Origin of the sequence: Micromonospora sp. NPDC048909, assembly GCF_040649635.1 — a bacterium.
In the GTDB taxonomy this organism is placed as follows: domain Bacteria; phylum Actinomycetota; class Actinomycetes; order Mycobacteriales; family Micromonosporaceae; genus Micromonospora.
This window is the reverse complement of record NZ_JBEZFU010000004.1, coordinates 370,502-395,006: the sequence shown is the minus strand read 5'-3', so window position 1 is coordinate 395,006 and position 24,505 is coordinate 370,502. Positions and strand designations below refer to the sequence as shown.

Annotated in this window: 23 protein-coding genes; 7 read left to right on the top strand and 16 right to left on the bottom strand. The window is 72.6% G+C overall.

Going from position 1 to position 24,505, the window contains the following annotated elements; all coding sequences use genetic code 11:
- Positions 1–49: 49 nt before the first annotated feature.
- Together AB0C04_RS14045 and hflX are read right to left on the bottom strand one after the other, a co-directional pair.
- Complete coding sequence (locus AB0C04_RS14045; RefSeq protein ID WP_357053205.1) at positions 50–1,723, bottom strand: hypothetical protein; 1,674 nt, start codon at positions 1,721–1,723, stop codon at positions 50–52.
- Between the two features lie 50 nt (positions 1,724–1,773).
- Entirely contained in the window at positions 1,774–3,222 is a 1,449-nt protein-coding gene (hflX, locus tag AB0C04_RS14040) for a GTPase HflX (RefSeq protein ID WP_357053202.1), read from the bottom strand.
- Between the two features lie 175 nt (positions 3,223–3,397).
- On the opposite strand from hflX, the gene AB0C04_RS14035 reads away from it, so the two are divergent.
- On the top strand, positions 3,398–4,864 hold the full coding sequence (locus AB0C04_RS14035) for an NAD-dependent malic enzyme (protein ID WP_357053199.1): 1,467 nt from the start codon (positions 3,398–3,400) through the stop codon (positions 4,862–4,864).
- Between the two features lie 413 nt (positions 4,865–5,277).
- On the opposite strand, the gene dapF is transcribed toward AB0C04_RS14035, so the two are convergent.
- The 3 genes from dapF to AB0C04_RS14020 are packed head-to-tail and all read right to left on the bottom strand — an operon-like array spanning position 5,278 to position 7,845.
- Entirely contained in the window at positions 5,278–6,126 is an 849-nt protein-coding gene (gene dapF / locus AB0C04_RS14030; protein ID WP_357053196.1) for a diaminopimelate epimerase, read from the bottom strand.
- Between the two features lie 7 nt (positions 6,127–6,133).
- Complete coding sequence (miaA, locus tag AB0C04_RS14025) at positions 6,134–7,081, bottom strand: tRNA (adenosine(37)-N6)-dimethylallyltransferase MiaA (protein ID WP_357053193.1); 948 nt, start codon at positions 7,079–7,081, stop codon at positions 6,134–6,136.
- Positions 7,078–7,845 (bottom strand): hypothetical protein, encoded by a 768-nt coding sequence (locus AB0C04_RS14020; RefSeq protein ID WP_357053190.1) that lies wholly within the window; start codon positions 7,843–7,845, stop codon positions 7,078–7,080. Before AB0C04_RS14020 ends, miaA begins: the two co-directional genes overlap by 4 nt.
- A gap of 151 nt (positions 7,846–7,996) precedes the next feature.
- Here AB0C04_RS14020 and AB0C04_RS14015 point away from each other — a divergent pair, with 151 nt between their 5' ends.
- On the top strand, positions 7,997–9,205 hold the full coding sequence (locus tag AB0C04_RS14015) for a DUF349 domain-containing protein (RefSeq protein ID WP_357053187.1): 1,209 nt from the start codon (positions 7,997–7,999) through the stop codon (positions 9,203–9,205).
- A gap of 81 nt (positions 9,206–9,286) precedes the next feature.
- On the opposite strand, the gene miaB is transcribed toward AB0C04_RS14015, so the two are convergent.
- A complete protein-coding gene (gene miaB, locus AB0C04_RS14010) occupies positions 9,287–10,786 on the bottom strand; it encodes a tRNA (N6-isopentenyl adenosine(37)-C2)-methylthiotransferase MiaB (protein WP_357053184.1) in 1,500 nt (499 codons plus the stop codon).
- 53 nt (positions 10,787–10,839) lie between these two features.
- On the opposite strand from miaB, the gene AB0C04_RS14005 reads away from it, so the two are divergent.
- Positions 10,840–11,118, top strand: a complete 279-nt coding sequence (locus AB0C04_RS14005) for a DUF2277 family protein (RefSeq protein ID WP_357053181.1) — start codon at positions 10,840–10,842, stop codon at positions 11,116–11,118.
- Here AB0C04_RS14005 and AB0C04_RS14000 read toward each other — a convergent pair.
- The gene (locus tag AB0C04_RS14000; RefSeq protein ID WP_357053178.1) at positions 11,064–11,543 is read right to left on the bottom strand and encodes a hypothetical protein; all 480 of its coding nucleotides are present in this window, start codon (positions 11,541–11,543) and stop codon (positions 11,064–11,066) included. The genes AB0C04_RS14005 and AB0C04_RS14000 overlap by 55 nt on opposite strands.
- A gap of 206 nt (positions 11,544–11,749) precedes the next feature.
- The gene (gene selD / locus AB0C04_RS13995; protein ID WP_357053175.1) at positions 11,750–12,739 is read right to left on the bottom strand and encodes a selenide, water dikinase SelD; all 990 of its coding nucleotides are present in this window, start codon (positions 12,737–12,739) and stop codon (positions 11,750–11,752) included.
- Between the two features lie 196 nt (positions 12,740–12,935).
- Between selD and AB0C04_RS13990 the strand changes: the two genes are divergently transcribed.
- From AB0C04_RS13990 to AB0C04_RS13975, 4 genes are read left to right on the top strand one after another with little or no spacing between them, the layout of a single operon-like run.
- A complete protein-coding gene (locus tag AB0C04_RS13990) occupies positions 12,936–13,691 on the top strand; it encodes an amino acid ABC transporter ATP-binding protein (RefSeq protein WP_357053172.1) in 756 nt (251 codons plus the stop codon).
- Between the two features lie 58 nt (positions 13,692–13,749).
- Complete coding sequence (locus AB0C04_RS13985; RefSeq protein ID WP_357053169.1) at positions 13,750–14,628, top strand: glutamate ABC transporter substrate-binding protein; 879 nt, start codon at positions 13,750–13,752, stop codon at positions 14,626–14,628.
- 41 nt (positions 14,629–14,669) lie between these two features.
- A complete protein-coding gene (locus tag AB0C04_RS13980; RefSeq protein WP_350869900.1) occupies positions 14,670–15,377 on the top strand; it encodes an amino acid ABC transporter permease in 708 nt (235 codons plus the stop codon).
- Positions 15,374–16,348, top strand: a complete 975-nt coding sequence (locus AB0C04_RS13975) for an amino acid ABC transporter permease (protein WP_357053165.1) — start codon at positions 15,374–15,376, stop codon at positions 16,346–16,348. Before AB0C04_RS13980 ends, AB0C04_RS13975 begins: the two co-directional genes overlap by 4 nt.
- Positions 16,349–16,454: 106 nt before the next feature.
- Here the strand turns inward: AB0C04_RS13975 and rny are convergent, their stop codons facing one another.
- The 8 genes from rny to AB0C04_RS13935 form a co-directional block, all read right to left on the bottom strand.
- Positions 16,455–18,221, bottom strand: a complete 1,767-nt coding sequence (gene rny, locus AB0C04_RS13970) for a ribonuclease Y (RefSeq protein ID WP_357053162.1) — start codon at positions 18,219–18,221, stop codon at positions 16,455–16,457.
- Positions 18,222–19,019: 798 nt separating this feature from the next.
- The gene (locus AB0C04_RS13965) at positions 19,020–19,757 is read right to left on the bottom strand and encodes a 3-keto-5-aminohexanoate cleavage protein (RefSeq protein WP_357053159.1); all 738 of its coding nucleotides are present in this window, start codon (positions 19,755–19,757) and stop codon (positions 19,020–19,022) included.
- Positions 19,758–19,842: 85 nt separating this feature from the next.
- Complete coding sequence (locus AB0C04_RS13960) at positions 19,843–20,565, bottom strand: regulatory protein RecX (protein ID WP_357053156.1); 723 nt, start codon at positions 20,563–20,565, stop codon at positions 19,843–19,845.
- Between the two features lie 8 nt (positions 20,566–20,573).
- Positions 20,574–21,620, bottom strand: coding sequence for a recombinase RecA (gene recA, locus AB0C04_RS13955; RefSeq protein ID WP_121677980.1), 1,047 nt, complete (start codon positions 21,618–21,620; stop codon positions 20,574–20,576).
- A 184-nt stretch (positions 21,621–21,804) separates the two neighbouring features.
- Positions 21,805–22,005, bottom strand: coding sequence for a DUF3046 domain-containing protein (locus tag AB0C04_RS13950; protein ID WP_357053153.1), 201 nt, complete (start codon positions 22,003–22,005; stop codon positions 21,805–21,807).
- A 4-nt stretch (positions 22,006–22,009) separates the two neighbouring features.
- The gene (locus tag AB0C04_RS13945) at positions 22,010–23,320 is read right to left on the bottom strand and encodes an MFS transporter (RefSeq protein ID WP_357053150.1); all 1,311 of its coding nucleotides are present in this window, start codon (positions 23,318–23,320) and stop codon (positions 22,010–22,012) included.
- Between the two features lie 250 nt (positions 23,321–23,570).
- On the bottom strand, positions 23,571–24,272 hold the full coding sequence (locus AB0C04_RS13940) for a UdgX family uracil-DNA binding protein (RefSeq protein ID WP_357053147.1): 702 nt from the start codon (positions 24,270–24,272) through the stop codon (positions 23,571–23,573).
- 95 nt (positions 24,273–24,367) lie between these two features.
- Complete coding sequence (locus tag AB0C04_RS13935; protein ID WP_350869885.1) at positions 24,368–24,490, bottom strand: hypothetical protein; 123 nt, start codon at positions 24,488–24,490, stop codon at positions 24,368–24,370.
- Positions 24,491–24,505 lie beyond the last annotated feature (15 nt).

Below are 24,505 nucleotides of genomic sequence, written 5' to 3'. Positions count from 1 at the left end.
CCGAGCAGGCGCTCACCCGTTGCCATGCCGTCCAGCGGTCGGGCGAGGCTCAGTAACGGTCGCCGCGGTAGGCGCGACCGCCACCGGGGTACTGGTCGTAGGGATCCCCGTCGTCGCGCCGGCGCCCACCACGCTGACCCCGGTAGTCCGGATCGGGCCCACCACGCCGGGGCGGCTCCGCGCGACCGCCGCCGTAGCCGCCACCTCGAGGCGGTTGCCCGCCGCCGGGCTGACCGCCGTAGACGCCGCTGCCGGGTCGCCCGCCAGCGGGCGGGCGGCCCCCGCCGGAACCCCCACCGCCGTAGACGCCACCGCCGCCGGCCGGACGGGCACCGCCGTAGACGCCGCTTGAGCCGCCGGCCGGTCGACCACCGCCACCTGAGCCGCCGGCCGGTCGACCACCGCCACCTGAGCCGCCGGCCGGTCGACCGCCGCCGTAGACGCCACCACCGGCCGGCTCCGCAGGGCCGCGGCCCGGGCCGCCGCCGTAGACCCCGCCGCCCGCGGGGGCGCCGCCGTAGACCCCGCCACGGGCGCCCCGGTCGTCGTCCGCCCGGCCACCGGGCAGGTCGTCGTCGCGCTCCGAGCCACCGGGCCCCTCGTCGGGGGCCGGCTTGCGCCGGGCCCGCAGGATGCCGACGATGCCGGCGCCGACCAGCAGCGCGCCGACCGCGCCGACAGCGGCGATCAGATAGGTGAGGTCGGTCAGGCTGAGGCTGCTGAACCAGGACGGGCCGGCAGCCGACTTGGCGGCCGACTCGTCGGCGACCGGCACCGCGCCGGTGGTGGAGGGGGTGTAGCTGAGGATGTCGACCGGGTCTTCCTCGGTGAACTGCCCGCCGTCGGAGACGGTGAGGAAGGTCTTCCCGTCGGTCGAGTAGCTGATCGCCTCGCCGAACGGGTCGGTCAGCGGCGTCACCCGAGGCTTGCCGGTGGTGAGCGCCCCGACGATGTCACCGCCGGCGACGTCGTACTCGAAGGCGTCGGCGTAGGTCCGCAGGACCACCTTGCCGCCGTCGGGCGACCTGGTGGCCCCGGTGATCGCGACCCGGCCGAAGGTGTTGAGCGGATTCTCCGTCTGCGTCTTGGGCAGCGTGATCTCGCCGACCTTGGCCATTGGCACCGGGTCGGTGTCGCCGTTCTTGAGCGCGCCCGACGGGCGGTAGATCTCGGCCTTGCCGGAGGTCACCTTCGTGATGATCAGCGGCTTGTTGTCATCGCCGATCAGCAGCGCCTCGGCGTCGTGCGGCTTGCCCTCCGGGTAGGAGAGGCGGTGCAGCACCGGCCGCTTGGTGCCGGCGACCGGCATGGTCCAGACCGCCACCCGCTCGCGGCGGGTCTTCGACGTGACGTTGTCACCGGTGTCGGCGATCCAGAGCGTCTTGGCGTCCGGGGAGAGCGCCAGGTCCTCGGTGTCGAACGGGCCCCCGCCGGAGTAGCTGACCGGGTCCTTCGAGATCTTGCATTTGGTGTCGAGGTAGAAGACCCGCTTGCGAGCCTCGATCTCGGTGCCGTCGTTGATGACGATGTAGCCGCTCTTCGTCGCCACCAGACCGGAGAGCTCACGCAGTCGCTCGTCGGCGATCGTGCACCGCTTCTTGCCCGGTACGGGCTCGGGGGCGGGGGCGGCCGGGGCGGGTGCCGCCAGTGCGGCTCCAGTGAACGCCACGGTCGCCCCGAGCATTCCGAGGGCGACCGTGACCGAGGAAACAGCGCGGCGCATTGCGCCAGTGTCGCATGTCCCAGGTTTCCACCGGGTGACGCCGGTACGGCTCACGCCCCGGCCGAGACCGCGCGGCCCTCCTCGTACGGGGCCAGCTCGGCGGCGAGCGCCTCGTTGACCCGCACGTGCAGCCGGGTGCCCTCGGGCAGGTGGGAGGTGCTGAGCACCTCGCCGTGCCGGTGCACCCGGGCCACCAGATCGCCCCGGTCGTAGGGCAGTACCGCCCGGACCTCCACCGCCGGCTGCGGCAGCCGCGCCTCGACGGCGGCCCGCAGCTCGTCCATGCCGCGTCCGGAACGGGCCGAGGCGAAGATCGCGTCCGGCCAGAGCCGCTTCAACCGCAGCAGGGTCTCCTCGTCGGCCGCGTCGGTCTTGTTGACCACCAGCAGCTCGGGCAGCCGGTCGGCGCCCACCTCGGCGAGCACCTCGTGCACCGCCCGGACCTGCTCCTCCGGATCCGGGTGGGTGCCGTCGACCACGTGCACCACCAGGTCGGCTTCGGCGACCTCCTCGAGCGTCGAGCGGAACGCCTCGACGATCTGGTGCGGCAGGTGCCGGACGAACCCGACCGTGTCGGAGAGGGTGTAGAGCCGCCCGTCGGCCGCGGTGGCCCGGCGGGTGGTCGGGTCGAGGGTGGCGAAGAGCGCGTTCTCGACCAGCACGCCCGCGCCGGTCAGCCGGTTGAGCAGGCTGGACTTGCCGGCGTTGGTGTAGCCGGCGATGGCCACCGCGGGGATCGCGTTACGGGAGCGACGGGAGCGCTTCGTCTGGCGTACGGTCCGCATGCCCTTGATCTCGCGGCGCAGCCGGGAGATGCGGGTGCGGATCCGGCGTCGGTCGGTCTCCAGCTTGGTCTCACCGGGACCACGCAGACCCACGCCACCGCCGGCGCCACCGCCGCGGGCGCTACCACCGGTCTGCCGGGAGAGCGTCTCACCCCAACCGCGCAGTCGGGGCAGCAGGTATTCGAGCTGGGCCAGCTCGACCTGCGCCTTGCCTTCCTTGCTCTTGGCATGCTGGGCGAAGATGTCGAGGATCAGCGCCGTCCGGTCGACGACCTTGACCTTGGTGCGCTGCTCCAGGTTGCGCAGCTGGGACGGCGAGAGCTCACCGTCACAGATGACCGTGTCGGCGCCGGTGGCGAGCACCACCGAGCCCAGGTCGTCGACCTTGCCACGACCGATGTAGGTGGCCGGGTCGGGTCGGTTGCGCCGCTGGATGAGCCCCTCGAGCACCTGAGAGCCGGCGGTCTCGGCCAGCGCGGCCAGCTCGACGAGCGAGTTCTCGGCGTCGCGCTGGCTGCCGTCGGTCCAGACGCCGACGAGCACCACCCGCTCCAGCCGGAGCTGGCGGTATTCCACCTCGGTGACGTCGGTGAGCTCGGTGGAGAGGCCGGGGACCCGCCGCAGCGCCTGCCGCTCCGACAGCTCGAACTCGCCGGTGGTGGCGTCGAGCTCCTCGTCCTCGAAGGGAACGACGACGGTGTCCTGGTCTCGCAAGCTGTTCTCCTGTCCGTTCTGCCGGGTACTGAGCAATCCTGACATGTAGCAACGCCCGACGCACCTGCTATATGCCCGTGGCCGTACCCACCGGTAGCGGGGTCGGATGCCGGTCGAGCTGGGCATGCGGGTAGAAATGCGAGTCGAGCCGCTCAGCGCTGACGGAGGGAAAACTGTGGCCATCACCCGCTTGCCGAGTGCCGGATTCTCCATCACGATCCGGATCGCCGTACCGGCGGACGCCTCGTCGATCGGGCGGTTGACCACCTCCGTCGGGGAGGCCGGGGCGATCGTGACCGCGCTGGACGTGGTCGACTCCGACCCGACGCACGTGCTCGTCGACCTCACCTGCGACACCGCCGACGCCGGGCACGCCGACCAGGTCGTCGAGGCGCTGACCGCGCTCGACGGCGTGGACGTGCGCAAGGTCTCCGACCGGACCTTCCTGCTGCACCTGGGCGGCAAGATCGAGGTCACCCCGAAGGTCGCGCTGCGTACCCGCGACGAGCTGTCCCGGGCGTACACCCCCGGGGTGGCCCGGGTCTGCATGGCGATCGCGGAGAACCCCGCGGACGCCCGGCGGCTGACCATCAAGCGCAACACCGTCGCCGTGGTCAGCGACGGCTCGGCGGTGCTGGGCCTGGGCAACCTCGGGCCCGCCGCGTCGCTGCCGGTGATGGAGGGCAAGGCCGCGCTGTTCAAGCGCTTCGGCGGGGTGGACGCCTGGCCGGTGGTGCTCGACACCCAGGACACCGACGAGATCGTCGCCATCGTCAAGGCGATCGCCCCGGCGTACGGCGGGATCAACCTGGAGGACATCGCCGCGCCGCGGTGCTTCGAGATCGAGGCCCGGCTGCGCGAGGCCCTGGACATCCCGGTCTTCCACGACGACCAGCACGGAACCGCGATCTGCGTGCTGGCCGCGCTGACCAACGCGCTGCGGGTGGTGGGCAAGCAGCTCGCGGACGTCCGGGTGGTCGTCTCCGGCGCCGGCGCGGCCGGCACCGCGATCATGAAGCTGCTGCTGCGCCAGGGCGTCGGCGACATCATCGCGTACGACCGGCAGGGCGCCCTGCACCGCGGACTGACCGACCTGAACCCGGCCTGGCAGTGGCTCGCCGACAACACCAACAGGGAGAACTACGCCGGCGACCTGCCCGGAGCGATCGACGGCGCAGACGTCTTCATCGGGGTGAGCGCGCCGAACCTGCTCACCGGTGACGACATCGCCAGGATGGCCAAGGACGCGATCGTGTTCGCGCTGGCCAACCCGGACCCGGAGGTCGACCCGCGCGAGGCGCGCAAGTACGCCGCGGTCGTCGCCACCGGCCGGTCGGACCAGCCCAACCAGATCAACAACGTGTTGGCCTTCCCGGGTGTGTTCCGCGGCATGCTGGACGCGCACGCCGAGGAGTTCACCGAGGAGATGGCGATCGCCGCGGCCCGGGCCATCGCGGACGTGGTCGGCGAGGAAAAGATCAACCCCACGGTGATCGTGCCCAGCGTCTTCGACTCCCGGGTCGCCCCGGCGGTGGCGGCAGCGGTCCGCGCCGCCGCCAACAACCCGTCTCCGGTCCCCGCCGCCGACCCCGGCCCCGCCGACCTCCCCGAGATCGCCGCCGGCGCCTCCGCGACCCCCTGACCGTTCCGGCGCCCCAGCCGCCCGGCATTCCCGCCGGGCGGCACGGCCCGCCCGGCGCCGCCAATGGAAGGCACAAGCCACCCGGCACCGCCCGGGAGAGGAAGGCCGTCACACGCTTTGCTCTGCTTCAGCCACGGCAACACCCGGTGTCCGGATAGCGGACGCCGGGTGTTGCCTCTGCTTCAGCAGAGCGAAGGCTGCGGGAAGGTTGGCGGCGGGCCGCCGGCTGACGGGCGTGGCACCGCCAGGTCGGCGACATCGCGGTGTGCGGCGGGCCGGGACACCGCCATGTCGGCGACATCGCGGCACGCGGCGCGGCCGGGACACCGCCAGGTCGGCGTAACAGAGTCGATCATCCGCAGGGCGGCCGGGTCATCCGCAGCGCGGCCGGGTCAGGGCAGGAGGGTGGCCGGTCAGGGCAGGAGGGCGGTGGGGATGACCTCGCCGGTGGCGAGCAGGACGGCGGGGCCGGCCAGCCAGCAGGAATCCGGGGTGACGGTGACCGTGAGACGACCGCCGGGGACGTCGACCGCGACCACGCCGGTGTCCCGGGAGCCGTCGTGCAGGGCCACCGCGGCCACCGCGCAGGCACCGGTGCCGCAGGAGAGCGTCTCGGCCGAGCCCCGCTCGTAGACCCGCATCAGCACGTGCCGGTCGGCCCCGTCGACCGGGTCGCCGGGAGTGATGAATTCGACGTTCACCCCGGCCGGGAAGACAGTCGGGTCGAAGCCGGGCGCCCGGGTGAGGTCCAGCGCGGGCAGGTCCAGCCCGGCGGGCAGCGAGCAGACCAGGTGCGGGTTGCCGACGTCCACCGCGGTGCCGGTCAGCGTCAGCCCGCCCAGGATGGCCGTGGAGGCGTCGTACAGCCGGGGGCGGCGCATCTCGACGGCGATGGTCTCCTCCCCCTCGACGCGCGCGCGCACGACGCCGGCCCGGGTGGCCACCGGCAGCACCGCGCCGTCCGACGTGGCCAGCCCGGTGTCGAGCAGGTAGCGGACGAAGACCCGGGCACCGTTGCCGCACATCTCGGCGTACGAGCCGTCGGAGTTCCAGTAGTCCATGAACCACTCGGCCTCGCCGGCCTGACCGGCGCCGTCCGGGTGCTTCGCCGCCCGGACCACCCGCAGCACGCCGTCCGCGCCGATCCCGCGCCGCCGATCACAGAGCCCGGCAACCAGGCCCGGGGTCAACTCGAGCTGATTGTCCGGATCGGGCAGCACGACGAAGTCGTTGCCGGTGCCGTGCCCCTTGGTGAACTCCACGTACCCATCATCGCGCAGCGGCCGGCACCAACCGCAGGGCGGCCTCGATCAGGTCGGGCGCGGCCGAGTCGAGCCAGTGGATGCGCGGGTCACGCCGGAACCAGGAGCGCTGCCGGCGGACGAACCGGCGGGTCGCGCGAATTGTCTCCTCGTGCGCCTCGGCTTCGGTCAGCTCCCCGGCGAGAACGCGCAGCACCTGCTGGTAGCCGAGCGCGCGGCTGGCCGTGCGGCCCTCCGGCAGGCCGTGGCCGACCAGCTCCCGGGTCTCGGCGACCAGCCCGTCGGCCCACATCCGGTCGACCCGCCGGGCGATCCGCTCGTCCAGCAGCGGGGTGTCCAGGTCGACGCCGAGCTGCACCGACGGGTAGTACGGGGTGGGCGCCGGCAGCGAGGCGGTGAACGTCCGCCCGGTCAGCTCGATCACCTCCAGGGCCCGGACGATCCGCCGACCGTTGCCGGGCAGGATGCCGGCGGCGGCGGACGGGTCGACCTCCCGCAGCCGCGCGTGGAGCGGTGCCGGGCCCGTCTCGGCCAGCTCCCGTTCCAGCCGTTCGCGTACCGCCGGGTCGGTGCCGGGGAACTCGAAGCGTTCCAGCACCGCCCGGACGTAGAGCCCGGAGCCGCCGACCAGCAGCGGCACCCGACCCCGGGCCAGGATGTCGTCGATCGCCGCGCGGGCCAGCCGCTGGTACTCGGCGACGCTCGCCGGCTCGGTCACCGCCCAGATGTCCAGCAGGTGGTGCGGCACGCCGTCCCGCTCGGCCGCGGTGAGCTTGGCGGTGCCGATGTCCATCCCCCGGTAGAGCTGCATCGAGTCGGCGTTGACCACCTCCCCGTCGAGGGCGTGCGCGAGCGCGATGCTCAGCGCGGACTTGCCCGCCGCCGTCGGCCCCACCACCGCGACCACGGTCCCGACCGGCGGGCGGCTGCCGCCGGGGTCGGTCGGCCCGGTCACGCCGGGGTCCAGCTGGCGACGAGGTAGGCGACGCCGTAGGGGGCCGCGTCGTAGAGCAGTTCGCCGCGCCAGTCGCCGCCGGCAGCCCGGGCCGCGCCGGCCAGCACCTGCCAGGGCGCCCGCCCGGCGACCCGCAGCTGCGCCGAGAGCACCGGGTCCAGGCCGAGCAGCGCGTCGGCGTCGGCGCCGGCCAGGGCGGCGGCGACCGCTCGGTCGTACGGCTCGGCGCGCGGGTCGTGGTAGCCGGGTGACTTCTCGCCCCGGCAGGCCGAGGAGTCGCCGAGCACCAGCAGCCCGACCCGTGGGCTGTGGTCGTGCACCTGCCCGGCGAGGTCGCGTAGCAGCGCCGGCCCGGCGTCGGCGGCGACCTGGACCGCGGCCACCGGCGGTCGCGGGTCGTGGCGGGTCAGCAGCCAGGCGCCGATGGTCAGGCTCAGCGGCAGCACCGAGCCGCGGTCGGGCAGCGTCGGGTCGAGCGGTACGGCCAGGTCGACGCCCCAGGGTTGCAGTGAACCGGTGGCCGGCGGGCCGATCCAGCCGGTGACGGGCCCGTCACCGATCAGCACCACGGCGTCCGGCCGGTGGGCGAGCAGCGCGGCGACGGCGCTGTCGCAGGCGGCGCGGAGCTCGTCCAGTTCGGGCGCGACGGCGCCGGCCACCTCGGGCACGAGCAGGGGCGGATGCGGGCAGACAGCGGCGGCGACCAGTGGCACCCGATCACCGTAGCCGGACTTCCCGGTGAGTCTCCGCGCCGATCCGGTCATCCGGGCGCTAGGACACCGTATGGTCACGGTCGGCGATAGGCGCTCGACGGGGACCGGGTCGGACCTGTGACAATGCCGGGAGAAACTTGGCTGCGCTGTGGCGGTGATCGGGAGACTGCTCTTCCGACGCCGGGAGAACGAGGATGGGCACATGAGCGACTGGACTGCCTTCGGACGGGTGGACGCGGACGGCACCGTGTACGTCAAGACCGCCGAGGGTGAGCGGGTGGTCGGATCCTGGCAGGCAGGGGCACCGGAGGAGGGGCTGGCACACTTCGCGCGCCGCTTCGCCGACCTGGTGACCGAGGTGGACCTGACCGAGGCCCGGCTCAACTCCGGTGCGGCTGACGCCGGCCACTCGCTGACCACGATCCGCCGGATCCGGGCCTCGCTCGCCGAGGCGCACGTGGTGGGCGACATCGACGCGCTGGCGGCGCGGCTGGACAAGCTCGCCACCGTGGCCGAGGAGAAGGCCGGGGAGGCCCGCGCGGCGCGGGACGCGGCCCGCGTCGAGGCGCTGGCCCGCAAGACGGCCCTGGTCGAGGAGGCCGAGAAGCTCGCCGCCGAGTCGACCGGCTGGAAGACCGCCGGCGACCGGCTCAAGGAGATCCTCGACGAGTGGAAGACGATCCGCGGCGTCGACAAGAAGACCGACGGCGAGCTGTGGAAGCGGTTCGCCGCCGCCCGGGACGGCTTCACCCGCCGGAGGGGCGCCCACTTCGCCTCCCTCGACGCGCAGCGCAAGCAGGCGCAGTCGGCGAAGGAGGAACTGGTCGCCGAGGCCGAGAAGCTGAAGGAATCCACCGACTGGGCGGCCACCGCCAACCAGCTCAAGGACCTGATGACTCAGTGGAAGGCCGCGCCGCGTGCCTCCAAGGAGGCCGAGCAGAAGCTGTGGGACCGGTTCCGGGCCGCGCAGGACGAGTTCTTCACCCGGCGCAGCGAGGTCTTCTCGGCGCGCGACAACGAGCAGCGCGCCAACCTGGAGCGCAAGCAGGCGCTGCTCGCCGAGGCGGAGGCGCTCGACGTGGACGCCGACCCCAAGGGCGCCCAGGCGAAGCTGCGGGAGATCCAGGCACAGTGGCATGAGGCCGGTCGGGTGCCGCGTGAGGCGGCGGCCGGGCTGGAGCGGCGGCTGCGGGTCATCGACGACCGGGTCCGCGAGGTGATGGACTCGGCCTGGCGCCGGACCACCCCGGCCGACAATCCGCTGCTGGCCCAGATGCGGGCTCAGGTCGCCGAGGCCGAGGAGCGGCTGGCCCGCGCCCAGGCGGCCGGTGACGCCCGGCGGGTCCGGGAGGCCGAGCAGGCGCTCGCCTCGAAGCGGCAGTTCCTCCAGCTCGCCGAGCAGTCCGGCTGAGCTGACGTACGTCGGAAGCCCCGGTCCGTGCGGACCGGGGCTTCCGTGCGTCCAGCGTGACTGCCGGGCCGGCAGCCGGGATCAGCGCGTGGCGCAGGCGCTGTCGGCCGCCGGCGCGGCGGCCGGGGCGCCGAGCCCGGGCAGCCCGAGCAGCACCCCCGGGGTACGCGGGGAGCGGCCGGCCTCGGCGGCGTCGCCGGCCTGGGTCCGCCGGTGCGACAGCGGTTCACCGTCAGCGTTGAGGTGGTGCGGGGCGGCGTAGGTGACGGTGGTGTGCACGATGTCGCCGGGGCGGATCTGCCCGGCGAGCGCGCCCGTCGCGAAGTGCACCAGCCGGCCGTCGCGGGCCCGGCCGGAGAGCCGACCGGTCCGCTCGTCCTTGCGACCCTCGCCGACCGCGACCAGCACCTCGACGGTTTCCCCGAGCTGGCGCTTGTTCTCCGCCCAGGTGATCTCCTCGACGCAGGCGATCAGCCGCTCGTAGCGCTCCTGGACCACCTGCTTGGGCAGCTGTCCGTCCATCGTGGCGGCCGGGGTGCCGGGGCGCTTGGAGTACTGGAACGTGAAGGCCGAGGAGAACCGGGCCTCGCGGACCACGTCGAGGGTGCGCTCGAAGTCGGCCTCGGTCTCGCCGGGGAAGCCGACGATGATGTCGGTGGTGATCGCCGCGTCCGGCATCGCCGCCCGGACCTTCTCGATGATCCCCAGGTAGCGGTCGGACCGGTACGACCGGCGCATGGCGCGCAGCACGTCGTCGGAGCCGGACTGGAGCGGCATGTGCAGCGAGTGGCAGACGTTCGGCGTCTCGGCCATCGCGGCGATCACGTCGTCGGTGAAGTCCTTCGGGTGCGGGCTGGTGAACCGGACTCGCTCCAGACCGTCGATGTCGCCGCAGGCGCGCAGCAGCTTGCCGAAGGCGAGCCGATCGCCGAACTCGACGCCGTAGGAGTTGACGTTCTGCCCGAGCAGGGTCACCTCCAGCACGCCCTCGTCGACCAGCGCGCGGACCTCGGACAGGACGTCGCCGGGGCGGCGGTCCTTCTCCTTGCCGCGCAGGGAGGGCACGATGCAGAACGTGCAGGTGTTGTTGCAGCCCACCGAGATCGACACCCAGCCGGCGTACGTCGACTCGCGGCGGGTCGGCAGCGTCGACGGGAAGACGTCGAGGGACTCCAGGATCTCCACCTCGGCCGCGGTGTTGTGCCGGGCCCGCTCCAGCAGCACCGGCAGCGAGCCGATGTTGTGCGTGCCGAAGACCACGTCGACCCAGGGCGCCTTGCGGACGATGTCGCCGCGGTCCTTCTGGGCCAGGCAGCCGCCGACTGCGATCTGCATCCCGGGGTGCTTGTCCTTGACCGGGCGCAGATGACCGAGGTTGCCGTAGAGCCGGTTGTCGGCGTTCTCCCGGACCGCGCAGGTGTTGAACACCACCACGTCGGGTTGCTCGTCGGCCTCGGGCGCGCGGACGTAGCCGGCCTGCTCCAGCAGCCCGGAGATGCGCTCGGAGTCGTGCACGTTCATCTGGCAGCCGTACGTCCGCACCTCGTAGGTGCGCGGGCTGCCCGCCGCTGCGGTAGTCATGACGAGGACAGCGTATCCGGGCCCACCGGATGGACCAGAACCGAGGAGGAGCCGTGTGCCGGAGCATCAAGACCCTGCGTGAGCCGTACACCCCGCAGGTGACCGACGCCGACGTCGAGGCGGCGGCGCTGCAGTACGTCCGGAAGATCTCAGGCTTCCGGGCGCCCGCCGCGCACAACGCCGCCGCCTTCGACGCGGCGGTGGCCGCCGTGGCGGAGGCCACCCGGACCCTGCTCGACCAGCTCGTGGTGCGCGGCGGGGCCGCGCCACGGGACGGTCAGGCCGCCGCGAGCACCGGGGCGACGGTGTCGGGGGCCCACCGCGAGCGGTGACACTGGGACCAGCCCCGGCACCCGGGGTCGGCCTCGGTGCAGAGCCGCTGGTTGCTGAGCACCTCGCCGTCGTCGGTCTCCTGGACGTCGAAGTGCACCGGGCGGATCGTCCCGTCCGGGGTGACCAGCAGGTGCCGGCCGGCGTCGAGGGTGTCGTCGCGTAGCAGGCAGTTGCGGTCCAGCAGCCGGGCCAGCCCGGCGATGCTGGCGTGCTCGGAGAGCCGGTCGGGCACCCCGTAGCAGTCCACGATCGTGGCGAACTCGCCCGGCGCCTGCCAGACGTCGCAGATCACCGCGTACGTGGGCAGCCGCGCGGGGTCGGCGACTGCCAACGGCATCACCACCCGACCGAGTGCCTCCGCCAACGCCGGGTAGACCGCCACGGGTCGTACCTGGTCGATTCTCCAGTTCCACAGCTCGGTCATGCCGCCTCCTCGCTGCGTTCGTCCCACCGGCCCCGGACCGGGCCTTACTGACGATGGTGAGGTGCATTTGACCCCAGCCGGGGGCAAGTTACCGGTCTGTGACCATTCCGGGCAAAATTTACTGGACCGGCATTGCTCCTAGTAGCGGGAAGATGACAGATTATCGGGTATGGTGCCGCTTCGCCGCTCGACACGGGCGACCGTTCTCAGCGGATGACGACCCGGTGCTCGCCGGCCGGGAGCAGTTCGCCGACCACCGGCGCGCCGGGCAGCTCACCGGCGACCAGCAGCCCGCCCGAGGTCTGCGCGTCGGCCAACAGGAGCCGCTCCTCCTCCCCGGCGGCGCCGAAGTCGGTCCACGGGCTGACCCAGTCCAGGTTGCGCCGGCTGCCGCCGCTGACGTGGCCGTCCCGGACCGCCTCCCGGGCCCCGGCCAGGTAGGGCACCTGGGCCGCGTCGATCGCCACGGTCAGCCCGCTGGCCCGGGCCAGCTTCGAGGCGTGCCCGAGCAGGCCGAAGCCGGTCACGTCGGTGCCGCAGCGGATGCCGGCGGCCACCGCCGCCCGGGCGGCGTCGCGGTTCAGCGCGCTCATCGTGGCGACCGCCTCGGGAAACCGCTCGCCAGTCGTCTTGTGCCGGGTGTTCAGCACCCCGACGCCGAGTGGCTTGGTCAGCGACAGCGGCAGCCCCGCCCGGCCCGCGTCCAGGGTGATCAGGTCCTCCGGGCGGACCACTCCGGTGACCGCCAGCCCGTACTTCGGGCCGTCGTCGTCGACGCTGTGCCCGCCGGCCAGGTGGCAGCCGGCGTCGCGGGCCACGTCCTGCCCGCCGCGGAGCACCTCCCGGGCCAGCTCCAGCGGGAGCACGTCGCGCGGCCAGCAGAGCAGGTTCAGGGCGACCAGCGGGGTGCCGCCCATGGCGTACACGTCGGAGAGCGCGTTGGCCGCGGCGATCCGGCCCCAGTCGTAGGCGTCGTCGACGACCGGGGTGAAGAAGTCGGCGGTGCTCACCAGGCCGGTCCGCTCGTCCAGCCGGACCACCGCGGCGTCGTCGCCGTGATCCAGGCCGACCAGCAGCTCCGCGGTGCCGGTCGCCGGGCCGAGCCCGGCCACCATCGCCTCCAACTCGCCCGGCGGGATCTTGCAGGCGCAACCGCCGCCCCGGGCGTACCGGGTCAGCCGTACCGGTTCGGTCATCCCCCCATGATCCCGGCACGGGGTCCGTCACCGCCACCGCAACGAGACCGATTCGCGGTCGAAATCGGACACCCGACGCCGATCGCTGCTGGTGTTACCGCTCCGTGACCAACCGAGTTGCGTTCCGCCACATCCCCCCGCCTACAGTTGCCCAACCGGGGGTCATCGCACCCCTATCCGGGAGACGACAGGGACGGTGGACGACGTGACGACGGGCGAACCGCTCATCGTGCTGGACTCGGTCAACAAGTGGTTCGGGCCGCTGCACGTGCTGGACGACGTCTCGCTGTCGGTCGGCCGGGGCGAGGTTGTCGTGGTGATCGGGCCGTCCGGCTCCGGCAAGTCGACGCTGTGCCGCGCCATCAACCGCCTGGAACCGATCAACTCCGGCACCATCACTTTCGACGGCCAGCCGCTGCCGGCCGAGGGCAAGGCCCTGGCGAAGCTGCGCAGCGAGGTCGGCATGGTCTTCCAGTCGTTCAACCTCTTCGCGCACAAGACGATCCTGGAGAACGTCACCCTCGGCCCGATCAAGGTACGCAAGGAGAAGCCGGCGGTGGTCCGCGAGCGCGGCCTGGCCCTGCTCGACCGGGTCGGCATCGCCAACCAGGCCGACAAGTTCCCCGCCCAGCTCTCCGGCGGCCAGCAGCAGCGCGCCGCGATCGCCCGCGCGCTGGCCATGCAGCCCAAGGCGATGCTCTTCGACGAGCCCACCAGCGCGCTCGACCCGGAGATGGTCGGCGAGGTGCTCGACGTGATGACCTCGCTCGCCAGCGACGGCATGACGATGGTCGTGGTGACCCACGAGATGGGCTTCGCCCGGCACGCGGCGAACCGGGTCATCTTCATGGCCGACGGCCAGTTGGTCGAGGATGCTCCGCCGGCCGAGTTCTTCGCGAACCCCCGCAGTGAGCGGGCCCGGGACTTCCTCTCCAAGATCCTCACGCACTAGGCGTCCGTACCAGGAGCGCGCCATCCCCCGGCGGGTCCAACCGAAGAAGGAGAAGAGTATGCGTATCACGCGTGTAGCGGCGCTCGCGGCGGCCGCCACCTTGGCGCTCGGCCTGACCGCCTGCGGTGGCGACGACGCCGGCGAGGGCACCGGCGCCGGCAGCAAGTCGTTCGCCGCCGGCAGCACGATGGAGCGGCTCAACAAGGCGCAGGCCATCAAGATCGGCACGAAGTTCGACCAGCCCGGCTTCGGCCAGAAGGGGCTGTCCGGCAAGCCGGAGGGCTTCGACGTCGAGGTCGCGAAGATCATCGTCAAGGAGCTCGGCATCCCCGAGGACAAGATCGAGTGGGTCGAGGCCCCCTCGAAGGTCCGCGAGGACGTGATCGTCAACGGCACTGTCGACCTGGTCGCCGCGACGTACACGATCAACGACAAGCGCAAGGAGCGCATCGCCTTCGCCGGGCCGTACTACGAGGCCGGCCAGAACATCATGGTGAAGAAGGACGACGCCGCGATCACCGGCCCGGACTCCTTCAAGGACGGCACCAAGAAGGTCTGCTCGGTGACCGGCTCGACCCCGGCCGAGACGATCAAGCAGTACGTCAAGGACGTCGCCACCCAGCTGGTGCTCTTCGACACCTACGACAAGTGCCGGGACGCCCTCAAGGGCGGCCAGGTCGACGCGGTCACCACGGACAACGTGATCCTGCTCGGCTACATCGCCAAGGACGAGGCCTCGTTCAAGCTCGCCGGTGACAACTTCACCAAGGAGCCGTACGGCATCGGGGTGAAGAAGGAGGACACCGACTTCCGCAACTTCGTCAACGACACGCTGGACAAGGCGTTCGCCGACGGCAGCTGGAAGAAGGCGTGGGACGACACGGCCGGCAAGTTCGGCGCCGAGCTCGGCAGCGCCCCGACCGTCAACCGCTACTGATCTGATACCGCCGATCTGGAGGGTGGGAGGAAGACCGACCCGTGAGTGTTCTCATCGACAAGTTCGACGTCTTCGCGGGTGGTTTCTGGCTCACCCTCCAGATCTGCGTGCTCGCCGCGATCGGTGCTCTGATCCTGGGCGCCATCGTGGCGGTGCTCCGGATCTCACCGGTCCCGCCGCTGCGGGCGGTCGGCACCGGCTACGTGAACATCTTCCGGAACATGCCGCTGACCGTGGTGATGTTCTTCGCCGCGTTCGGCCTGCCGGCGCTCGGTTCGAACGCGGACTTCCTCCGCGTACCCGGCCTCGAAGCGGTCTTCAGCCGGCTCGACACCGACCTGCCCTACTTCCGCTTCGCGCTGATCGCCCTGGTGCTCTACACCGCGGCGTTCGTCTGCGAGGCGTTGCGCTCGGGCGTCAACGCGGTGCCGGCCGGGCAGGCCGAGGCCGCGCGGTCGTTGGGGCTGACCTTCGGCCAGAACCTGCGGTACGTGGTGCTGCCCCAGTCCTGGAAGGCCTCGATCGTGCCGCTCGGTTCGGTGATCATCGCGATGATCAAGAACTCGGCGCTGATCGGCTTCTTCGGCGTGGTCGGTGACCTGTCGGCCACGGCCGACCAGCTCACCGGGGCCGAGGGTTACGCCTTCATCCCCGTCGCCATCGGCATCTCGATCGGATACCTGATCATGACGGTTCCCCTCGGCGCCCTCCTCGACCGGATCGAGAAGCGGCAGGCGGTGGCCCGATGAGCCAGCAGACCGTCCTCTACGACGTACCCGGGCCCCGGCAGCGCCGGATCACCCTCGTCAGCAGCCTCGTCGCCACCGTGCTGTTGCTGGTCGGCGCGTACTTCCTGATCTACCGGCCGCTCAGCGACAAGGGCCAGTTCTCGATGGAGCTCTGGGGGCCGCTGATCGACCCCGCCAACGAGAACTTCTCGCTGGTCTGGGACCGGATCGGGCTCGGTCTCAAGAACACCCTGATCGCGGCGGTGCTGGCGATCATCTCCTCGCTGGTGATCGGCACCCTGCTGGCGGTCCTGCGGATCCAGCTCAAGAGCCTGGCCCGGCGCCGGTTCACCGGGTTCGCCACCCCCGTGTCGTACCTGCTGCGCGGGCTGAGCGTGCTGCTGTCGGCGGTCACCCGGGTCTGCGTCGAGGTGTTCCGCGGCCTCCCGGTCGTGATCACCATCTTCTTCGTGGCCCGCGGCTTCCCGGAGTTCGGCGTCACCTTCGAGACGCTCTGGTACCTGGTCATCGGCCTCACCATCTACAACTCGGTGGTGATCGCCGAGATCCTCCGCTCCGGCATGGAGGGCCTGCCCGGCGGGCAGGGCGAGGCCGCGGCGGCGATCGGTCTCTCCCCGCTGCAGACCACCCGGATGATCCTGCTGCCGCAGGCGTTCCGGATCATGCTGCCGGCGCTGATCAGCCAGCTGGTGGTGGTGCTCAAGGACACCTCGCTCGGCTTCATCATCAGCTACGAGGAAACCCTGAACATCGGCAAGCAGATCATCGGTGTGCTGGGCAACCCGATCCAGGTCTACGTGGTGATCGCGGTGCTCTTCATCGCGGTCAACTACTCGCTGTCGAAGCTGGCCCAGTACGTCCAGCGCCGGCTCTCCCGGGGCCGCAAGACCGCCGGGACCGCGGGGCAGAACCCGCCGCCGGCAGCGCTGATGTCGCAGGCCGAGGGCGGCGGCATGGGCGGCGGCGTCTGAGCCACGCCGCAAGAACGACGAAGGGCCGCCCCGACATTCGGGGCGGCCCTTCGGTCAACTGCCCCCGGCCGGTTGCCCGGCCGGGGGACGGGGCTGAGAGTTCGGGTCAGCGGGCGATCTCGGTGACCCGGGACTCGCGGACCACGGTGACCCGGATCTGACCGGGGTAGGTCAGCTCCTCCTCGATCTGCTTGGCCACGTCCCGGGCCAGCACGGCCGCGCCGATGTCGTCGACGTCGTCCGGCTTGACCATCACCCGGATCTCCCGGCCCGCCTGCATGGCGAAGACCTTCTCCACGCCGAGCTTGCTGGCCGCGATCTCCTCGATCCGCTCCAGCCGCTTGACGTACGCCTCCAGGCTCTCCCGGCGGGCGCCCGGCCGTCCGCCGGAACAGGCGTCGGAGGCCTGGGTCAGCACCGCCTCGATCGTCTGCGGCGGCACCTCGTTGTGGTGCGCCTCGATGGCGTGCACCACGTCCTCGCTCTCGCCGTACTTGCGGGCCAGGTCGGCGCCGATGATGGCGTGGCTGCCCTCCACCTCGTGGGTGAGCGCCTTGCCGATGTCGTGCAGGAACGCCGACCGCTTGATGGTCGGCACGTCCAGCCGCAGCTCGGCGGCCATGATGCCGGCGATGTGCGCGGTCTCGACCAGGTGCTTGAGCACGTTCTGCCCGTACGACGTGCGGTAGCGCAGCCGGCCGAGCAGAGTGACCAGTTCGGGGTGGATCTCGGTGATGCCGACCTCGACCAGCGCGTCCTCGGCGGCCCGCCGGCAGAGCTGCTCCACCTCCTGCCGGGCCAGGTCGTAGACCTCCTCGATCCGGTGCGGGTGGATCCGCCCGTCCAGGACCAGCTTCTCCAGGGTGAGCCGGCCGACCTCCCGGCGGACCGGGTCGAAGCAGGAGAGCAGCACCGCCTCGGGGGTGTCGTCGATGATCAGATTGACCCCGGTCACCGACTCGAAGGCGCGGATGTTGCGCCCCTCGCGACCGATGATCCGCCCCTTCATCTCGTCCCCCGGCAGGTGCAGGACGCTGACCACGCTCTCCGCGGTCTGCTCGCTGGCAACCCGCTGGATCGCGTCGACCACGATGTGCCGGGCACGCTGTTCGGCGGTGCCGCGGGCGTCCGCCTCGATGTCCCGGACCAGCAGCGCGGCCTCGCGCTTCGCCTGGGTCTCGATCGCCTCGATCAGCTCCGCCCGCGCCGCGTCGGCGGTGAGCCCGGCCACCCGCTCCAGCTCCCGGCGGCGCAGCTCCTCCGCCTCGGCCAGCTCGGCCTCCCGCTGGTTGAGCGCGGTCTCCCGGGCGGCCAGCGCCGCGCTGGCCGCGGTGAGCTGCCGCTCCCGCTCGGCGAGCCGCTCCACCTCCTCGGTGTGCAGCCGCTCCCGCTCGTCCATCCGGGCGGCCCGCCGCTCCACCTCGGCCGCCTGCTCCCGGGTCGTCGCGGCGAGCACCGCGACCTCGCGTTCGCCACTGCGCCGGGCGGCCGTGCGCAACTGCTCCGCGTCGGCCTCCGCCTGCTTGTGGGCCCGCTCCAGCACGGTGTCGGCCTCGGCGCGGGCGTCGTCGAGCATCCGCCGGGCCTCGGCCCGCGCCGACTTCGCCTCCGCGTTCGCGGCCGCGGCCTCGGCCCGGGCGGCCGCCGCCGCGGACTTCGCCACGTCGATGGTGCTGTTCGCCTGGTCGGCCGCGCTGCGCAGCGCGGCAAGGGACTGCTCCTGGCGGTCCTTCTCGGCGATGAAGGCCGGGTCCTCCGGAACCGGAGCCACACCGATCTGGCGAAGCGCCCGGATGCCGAACAGCACCGCGCCGACCACCACCACGGTCAGGATCAGTACGGCGGCGAGGAGCACGATGTCGAAGGCGCTCATGCCAGCACTCCGCTACGCTGCGTGCCGCCATGAGGCACCGCCGCCCTGAGCCGATGATTCACTCGCTGACGCTCGCTCATGCCGGCACCCCGCTGCGCTGCGTGCCGCCATGAGGCACCGCCGCCCTGAGCCGATGATTCACTCGCTGACGCTCGCTCATGCCGGCACCCCGCGCGGACCGCTGCTTAACCTGTGCCGCCCCGCCATCGCCGCCTCCCCTGAACGTCGGCGCCGCAGTGACCGTGCCGACGGCACGCTCCCGCGACTCTGGACGCCCGACCGGAGCGGCTGGCCGTGGGTGGGTAGCTTTCTCCGCCGGCGGTGCCCTCGGGCATCGTCGGCGGCCGGGTGCAGTTGTCGCGAGCTCCGGGCCGGCCTGCCCGGAGCTGTCGCCAAAGGCCGATGAGTCGGCCAAAGTGATGCTGTTCTGTTACGAGATCTATGTTGTGCGCTTAGCCTGCGCTGGTCGGGCAATGTGAGCCTGTATGGCGAGGCTAGGTCGCGAGGGGTGGTCTGGTCAAGAACTCATGATCAAACCCCCCGAACGGAGAGAAGTTGTGACGTCACTCACCGCTGATGTCGCCTCGGACACCACCGGACAAACGCGGCGAGGCGAGCGGCGTCATGCCGGTCCCGCGCCTGTTCAGTGGCCCAGGACGCTGGGCAGGAGGCGGGAAGCCGGCGGTGCCGGTCGCCCGGTCGACAGCGATCGGTGACATCGCGGCATCCGGTGCCGTGGATCCCGCCGGTCGTCGAAGCGAAGTGGATCGTCCGACGCCGCCGGTGGGCCGGGTCCCGTCAGTGCGCGCCGGCGGCGAGCGCGGTGGTGACCAGCGCCGCGTTGTCCGCGACGGGCTCGCCGCCCGGCAGCTGGAGCGTGTCCTCCAGACCGATACGGGTGTGCAGGCCCCGGCGGACCGCCTCGGCGAGCACCGGCCAGGTGGCCGGCCCCTCGGCGTGCAGCAGCACCGGCGGGGTGTCGTCGCCACCGGTACGCCGGGCGTCTCCGCCGGCGGCCGGTAGCGCGGCGAGGATCCGGGCCGCGTCGGCCAGCGCCACCGCTGGCTGCTCGGCCATGCACTCGACGAGGATCCGGCCCGCCGGCACCCGCCAACGCCGGTAGGCGGCAACCGCGTCGACCATCCAGAGCCCCGCCTCCACCATGACGCCCCGCTCGTGCAGCACGGCGGCGACCGCCTCGGCGCCCTCCTCGCGGGCGTTGACCGAGGCGAAGTCGGGCAGCCCTCGCCAGGCCCGGATGGCTGCCACCCGGGCGCCCGGGTCCGGCTCGATCCAGGCGCCGGTGCTCACCCCGATCGCCAGGCCGGGCCGGGCAGCCCGGATCGCGGTCAGCGCATCGGTGATCACATCGGGGCGCAGCGACTCGGCGCCGGTGGCGTCCCGCGGATGGACGTGCACGGCCGCCACGCCGAGCGCGGCGCAGCGGGCCGCGTCGGCGGCCAACTCGACGGGGGCGAGCGGCACGGCGGGGTGCTCGTCACGACCCCGCCCGCCGTTGAGGCACGCCTTCAGCACGGCTCGCACCGCCTCGGCGCACCGGACGGACACCTGCGGCGTCGACCGGCTTCCCTGGCTCGCCGCGAGCCGAGCTGGCCGCCGGTCACCCGGCCGGCCGGCTGTCGCGGTCGAGTTCCCCCTCGGCATCGGCGAGCGCGTCGGCGTCGATCTGCTCGGCGAACTCGGCGGCCTCGGCGCTCTGCGCCGCGAGGGCGTCCTTCACCGCCCGGATCGCCACGCCGGGCGGGTAGCCCTTGCGGGCCAGCATGCCCACCAGCCGGCGGAAGACCGCGTCAGGCTCACCCCGGGCGGTACGCAGCTTCCGCTCGACCAGGGCGCGAGCGGTCTCCGCCTCGGTCTCCTCGCTCAGCTCACCGAGGGCCTCGCTGGCGACCTCGCCGTCGACACCGCGCTGGCGCAGCTCGTTGGCGAGCGCCCGCCGGGCCAGGCCGCGCCCGTTGTGGCGGCTGGAGACCCAGGCCCGGGCGAACGCGGCGTCGTCGATGATGCCGACCTCGTCGTAGCGGTCGAGCACCTGGGCGGAGACCTCGTCGGAGATGCCCCGCTTCGCGAGCGCACCGGCCAGCTCGGCCCGGGTGCGCGGGCGCACGGCGAGTTGGCGCAGGCAGATCTCCCGCGCCAGCTCCGCCTCGTCACGCGGCGGAGTCGGCGAGCCGCCGCCGTCGGCCGCGTCGGGACCGGCGTCATCGGCGCCTGCGGGGCGGGATCGCCGGCCTCGGCGAGGAGGAGGTGGGGTGTTGGCGTCGCCCGAACGGGGCGGGCTGGCATCCCAGCCCCGCCCCGTCCGGGCTCGTCGTCCTGCCACGGGTCAGATCAGAAGTCGACCGGCGGCAGCTCCGGCCCGCCGGCCGCGTCGCCGGCGCCGATCCCGACGCCGAGCTTCTCCAGGATCTTCTTCTCGATCTCGGCGGCCACGTCCGGGTTCTCCTTGAGGAACTCCCGGGCCTTCTCCTTGCCCTGGCCGAGCTGATCGCCGTCGTAGGTGTACCAGGCGCCGGACTTGCGGATGATCGCCTGCTCCACGCCGACGTCGATCAGCGAGCCCTCGCGCGAGATGCCCTTGCCGTACATGATGTCGAACTCGGCCTGCTTGAACGGCGCCGCGACCTTGTTCTTCACGACCTTGACCCGGGTGCGGTTACCGACCACGTCGGTGCCGTCCTTGAGGCTCTCGATGCGCCGCACGTCGAGCCGGACCGAGGCGTAGAACTTCAGCGCCCGACCACCGGTGGTCGTCTCCGGGCTGCCGAACATCACGCCGATCTTCTCGCGGAGCTGGTTGATGAAGATCGCCGTGGTGCCGGTGTTGCTGAGCACACCTGTGATCTTCCGCAGCGCCTGGCTCATCAGCCGGGCCTGGAGGCCCACGTGGCTGTCGCCCATCTCGCCCTCGATCTCGGCGCGCGGCACCAGGGCCGCCACCGAGTCGATGACGATGATGTCGAGCGCGCCGGAGCGGATCAGCATGTCGGCGATCTCGAGTGCCTGCTCGCCGGTGTCCGGCTGGGAGACGAGCATCGCGTCGGTGTCGACGCCGAGGGCCTTCGCGTACTCCGGGTCGAGCGCGTGCTCGGCGTCGATGAAGGCCGCGATGCCGCCGGCCCGCTGGGCGTTGGCCACCGCGTGCAGCGCCACCGTCGTCTTACCGCTGGACTCGGGGCCGTAGACCTCGACCACCCGGCCGCGCGGCAGACCGCCCACGCCGAGCGCGACATCGAGCGCGATGGAACCGGTCGGGATCACCGCGGTCTGGATGACCGGCCGCTCCCCCAGCCGCATCACCGAGCCCTTGCCGAACTGCTTGTCGATCTGAGCGAGAGCAAGGTCTAGTGCCTTCTCCCGGTCAGGCCCTGCTGCCATGGTTGCCACCCCTGCCTTCGCCGGCGTCTTTGCTGAGCTTCGCGTCACGCGGACACGCTAGGCGCTGGGTCCGACAGAAAACCAGCCGACGGGCCGCGAGCTGTGGACGAGCACCCCGCTGTGGACAATAGCCGAACAGGTGTACGACTCGGCAAGCGACACGCGGGGCGACGGAAATCGCTGCTCAGCGTAGTCGCGCGGGCACCCGGTCGGGGTACGCGGCGCAGACCGCCCGCCACACCAGGTGCGTCTGCTCCCCCGAGGCCAGCGCCTGCTCGATCGTCCGTCCGTCGAGCTGGGCGAGCACCTGGTCGCGGGCGATGCTGGCCGCGTAGCCGGGGCCGAACGCCTCCTCCAGCCGCGCCCAGAAGTCGGTCAGCCGCACGTGATCAGCCCTCCTCGTCCGGTGCCCCGGTCGGCACCGGCCGCAACGCTAGCGCCACCAGGGGCACGGCCGCGACCGCCGCGAGCAGGGCGAGGACCGGATAGCCGGCCATCCGCATGACAAACCCGCTGAGTGCGGCGGCTCCCGCGCCGGCCAGCCCCATGGTCAGGTCGGAGAGCCCCTGCACACTCGGGCGGATGCCCGTCGGCACCGACTCCGAGAGCAGCGTGGAACCGGCCACCATGGTCCCCGACCAGCCCAGACCGAGCAGGAGCAGGCCGACGGAGAGCCGGGGCGTGTGGTGCCCGGCGGTGCCGGCGACCGCGCACGCGGCCAGCAGCAGCCCGACGCCGCCGAGGATCACCGGGCGCCGTCCCAGCCGGTCGGTCAACCAGCCGACCAGCGGGGCGAGCGCGTACATCCCGGCGATGTGCAGGCTCAGCACGATGCCCACCACCCGCAGCACGTCGGCGTCGGAGTGCGACTCGCCGAGCCGTACCGGGGTCATCGACATCACCGCGACCATCACCAGGTGGCCCACCGCGACCGCGGCGATGCCCAGCCGGGCGGCCGGCCGGCCGCGTACCGCCGACCAGGCAGCCCGCATGCCGGCGCCGCGCCGGGCGGTCGCGGCCGGTGCGGCGACCGGGCCGGCCGGGGCGTCGGCCGCCGCCAGCCGGCGCGCGGTGAGCAGCGGGTCCGGCCGCAGCAGCACCAGCAGTACGGCGGCGGCGAGCACGAACGCGGCCGCGCTGAACGCGAACGGACCGGCCAGCGGCGGCAGGCCCCAACCGCCGGTGGTGTGGTCGGCCAGCGCGGCGAAGTTCGGCGCGGCCACCGCGCCGATGGTGGTGGCCCAGACGATCAGGGAGAGCTGCCGCCCCCGGCGCGCCGGTTCGGCGAGGTCGACCGCGGTGTAGCGGGCCTGCAGGTTGGCCGCGCTCCCGCCGCCGAAGAGCAGCATGCCGAGGAAGAGCAGAGGCACCCAGCCGGTGGCCGCGGCCAGCACCACCAGCACGCCGCCGGCCGCGCCGACGAGGTAGGCGACCACCAGGCCGGGTCGCCGGCCGTGCCCGGTCATGATCCGGGTGACCGGGACCGCGAGCAGGGCCCCACCGACCACGCCGCAGCTCTGCGCGAGGCCGGCCGCCGCCGTGCCGGCGATCCGCGCGGCGAGCAGCGCGCCCACCGCGATGCCGATGGTGACCCCGACGCCGCCGATGATCTGGGTGGCGAAGAGCAGCCGGAGGGTACGCCGCTGGATCGGCGCGACGTCCGGGCGGACCGGGGCCGGCGCGGTGAGGTCGGTGGCCATGCGAACTCCTCGCCGGTAAGGGGTGTCGAGCGTCCCCATCCTTGCGCACCCGGGCCGGCCGGCGGCAGTCGGTTTCGCTGTCGGCCGATCCCACCCGGACGACGGAAACGGGGTCGGCGGTGCCCCTGCGGGGTCGTGACGCGGCGACCCGCGCCTTCGCCGACCAGCTCGGCCCGGGGCCTGGCCCGGCGCTCGGTCGCCAAGGACGTGTTCCGCAAGATCACGGCGGGCGGCTGAGCGCCGCCGGCTGTCAGGCCAGCGCGCCGGCGACGACGGTGAGGTCGGCGACCAGTCCCTCGTACGCCTTGTCCTGGTCGTCGGCGCGCAGCACCGCCGACGGGTGGATGGTGGCGAGCAGCTGGGCCGGCGGGCTGTCGGCCACCTTTCCGGCGCTGTCCACCGGCACCCGCTGGAAGTCCTCCGGGTGCTGGGCCGACGCCGGCCAGGGCAGCAGTTCGCCGCGCTGCCGGGTGACCCGGAAGTTCGGCCCGAGCAGCGCCTTGGCGGCGGTGGCCCCGAGCACCACGACGATCTCGGGGTGCAGCCGGGCGAACTCCGCGACCAGCCAGGGTCGGCAGGCGGTGATGTGCACCCGGTCCGGGGTCTGGTGGATGCGCCGCTTTCCGCGCAGCTCGAAGCGGAAGTGCTTCACGGCGTTGGTCAGGTAGATGTGCCCCGGATCCAGGCCGGCGTCGTCGACCGCCCGGCGCAGCAGCCGGCCGGCGGGCCCGACGAAGGGCAGTCCCTTCTGGTCCTCCATGTCGCCGGGCTGCTCGCCGACGAAGACCACCCGGGCGCTCTCGTCACCCCGGCCGAAGACAGTCTGCGACGCGTCCCGGTAGAGCTCGCAGCCCCGACAGCCGCCGGCCGCGGCCCGCAACTCGTCGAGGGTGTCCGCACCGGGCGGGATGAACCGCTGGGCGCCGGGGGCGGTCTCGGTCTGCTCGGCCATGCCGACTTTATATACCTCTTCGGGCGGCATCGCCGGGTACGCCGCCACGGCCGGAGCGCTGCCCGGCCGCGGCGCACCGCGGCTGCCGCCGCACGTCAGTACCCGCCGCCACCACCGCCACCACCGCCGGACATCAGCGCGATCACCACGATGATGATCACGATCACGGCCACCGCGATCGCGATCCAGATGCCCCTCTTCGTGCCGGTCGAAGCCATCCTGGCTCACCTCCG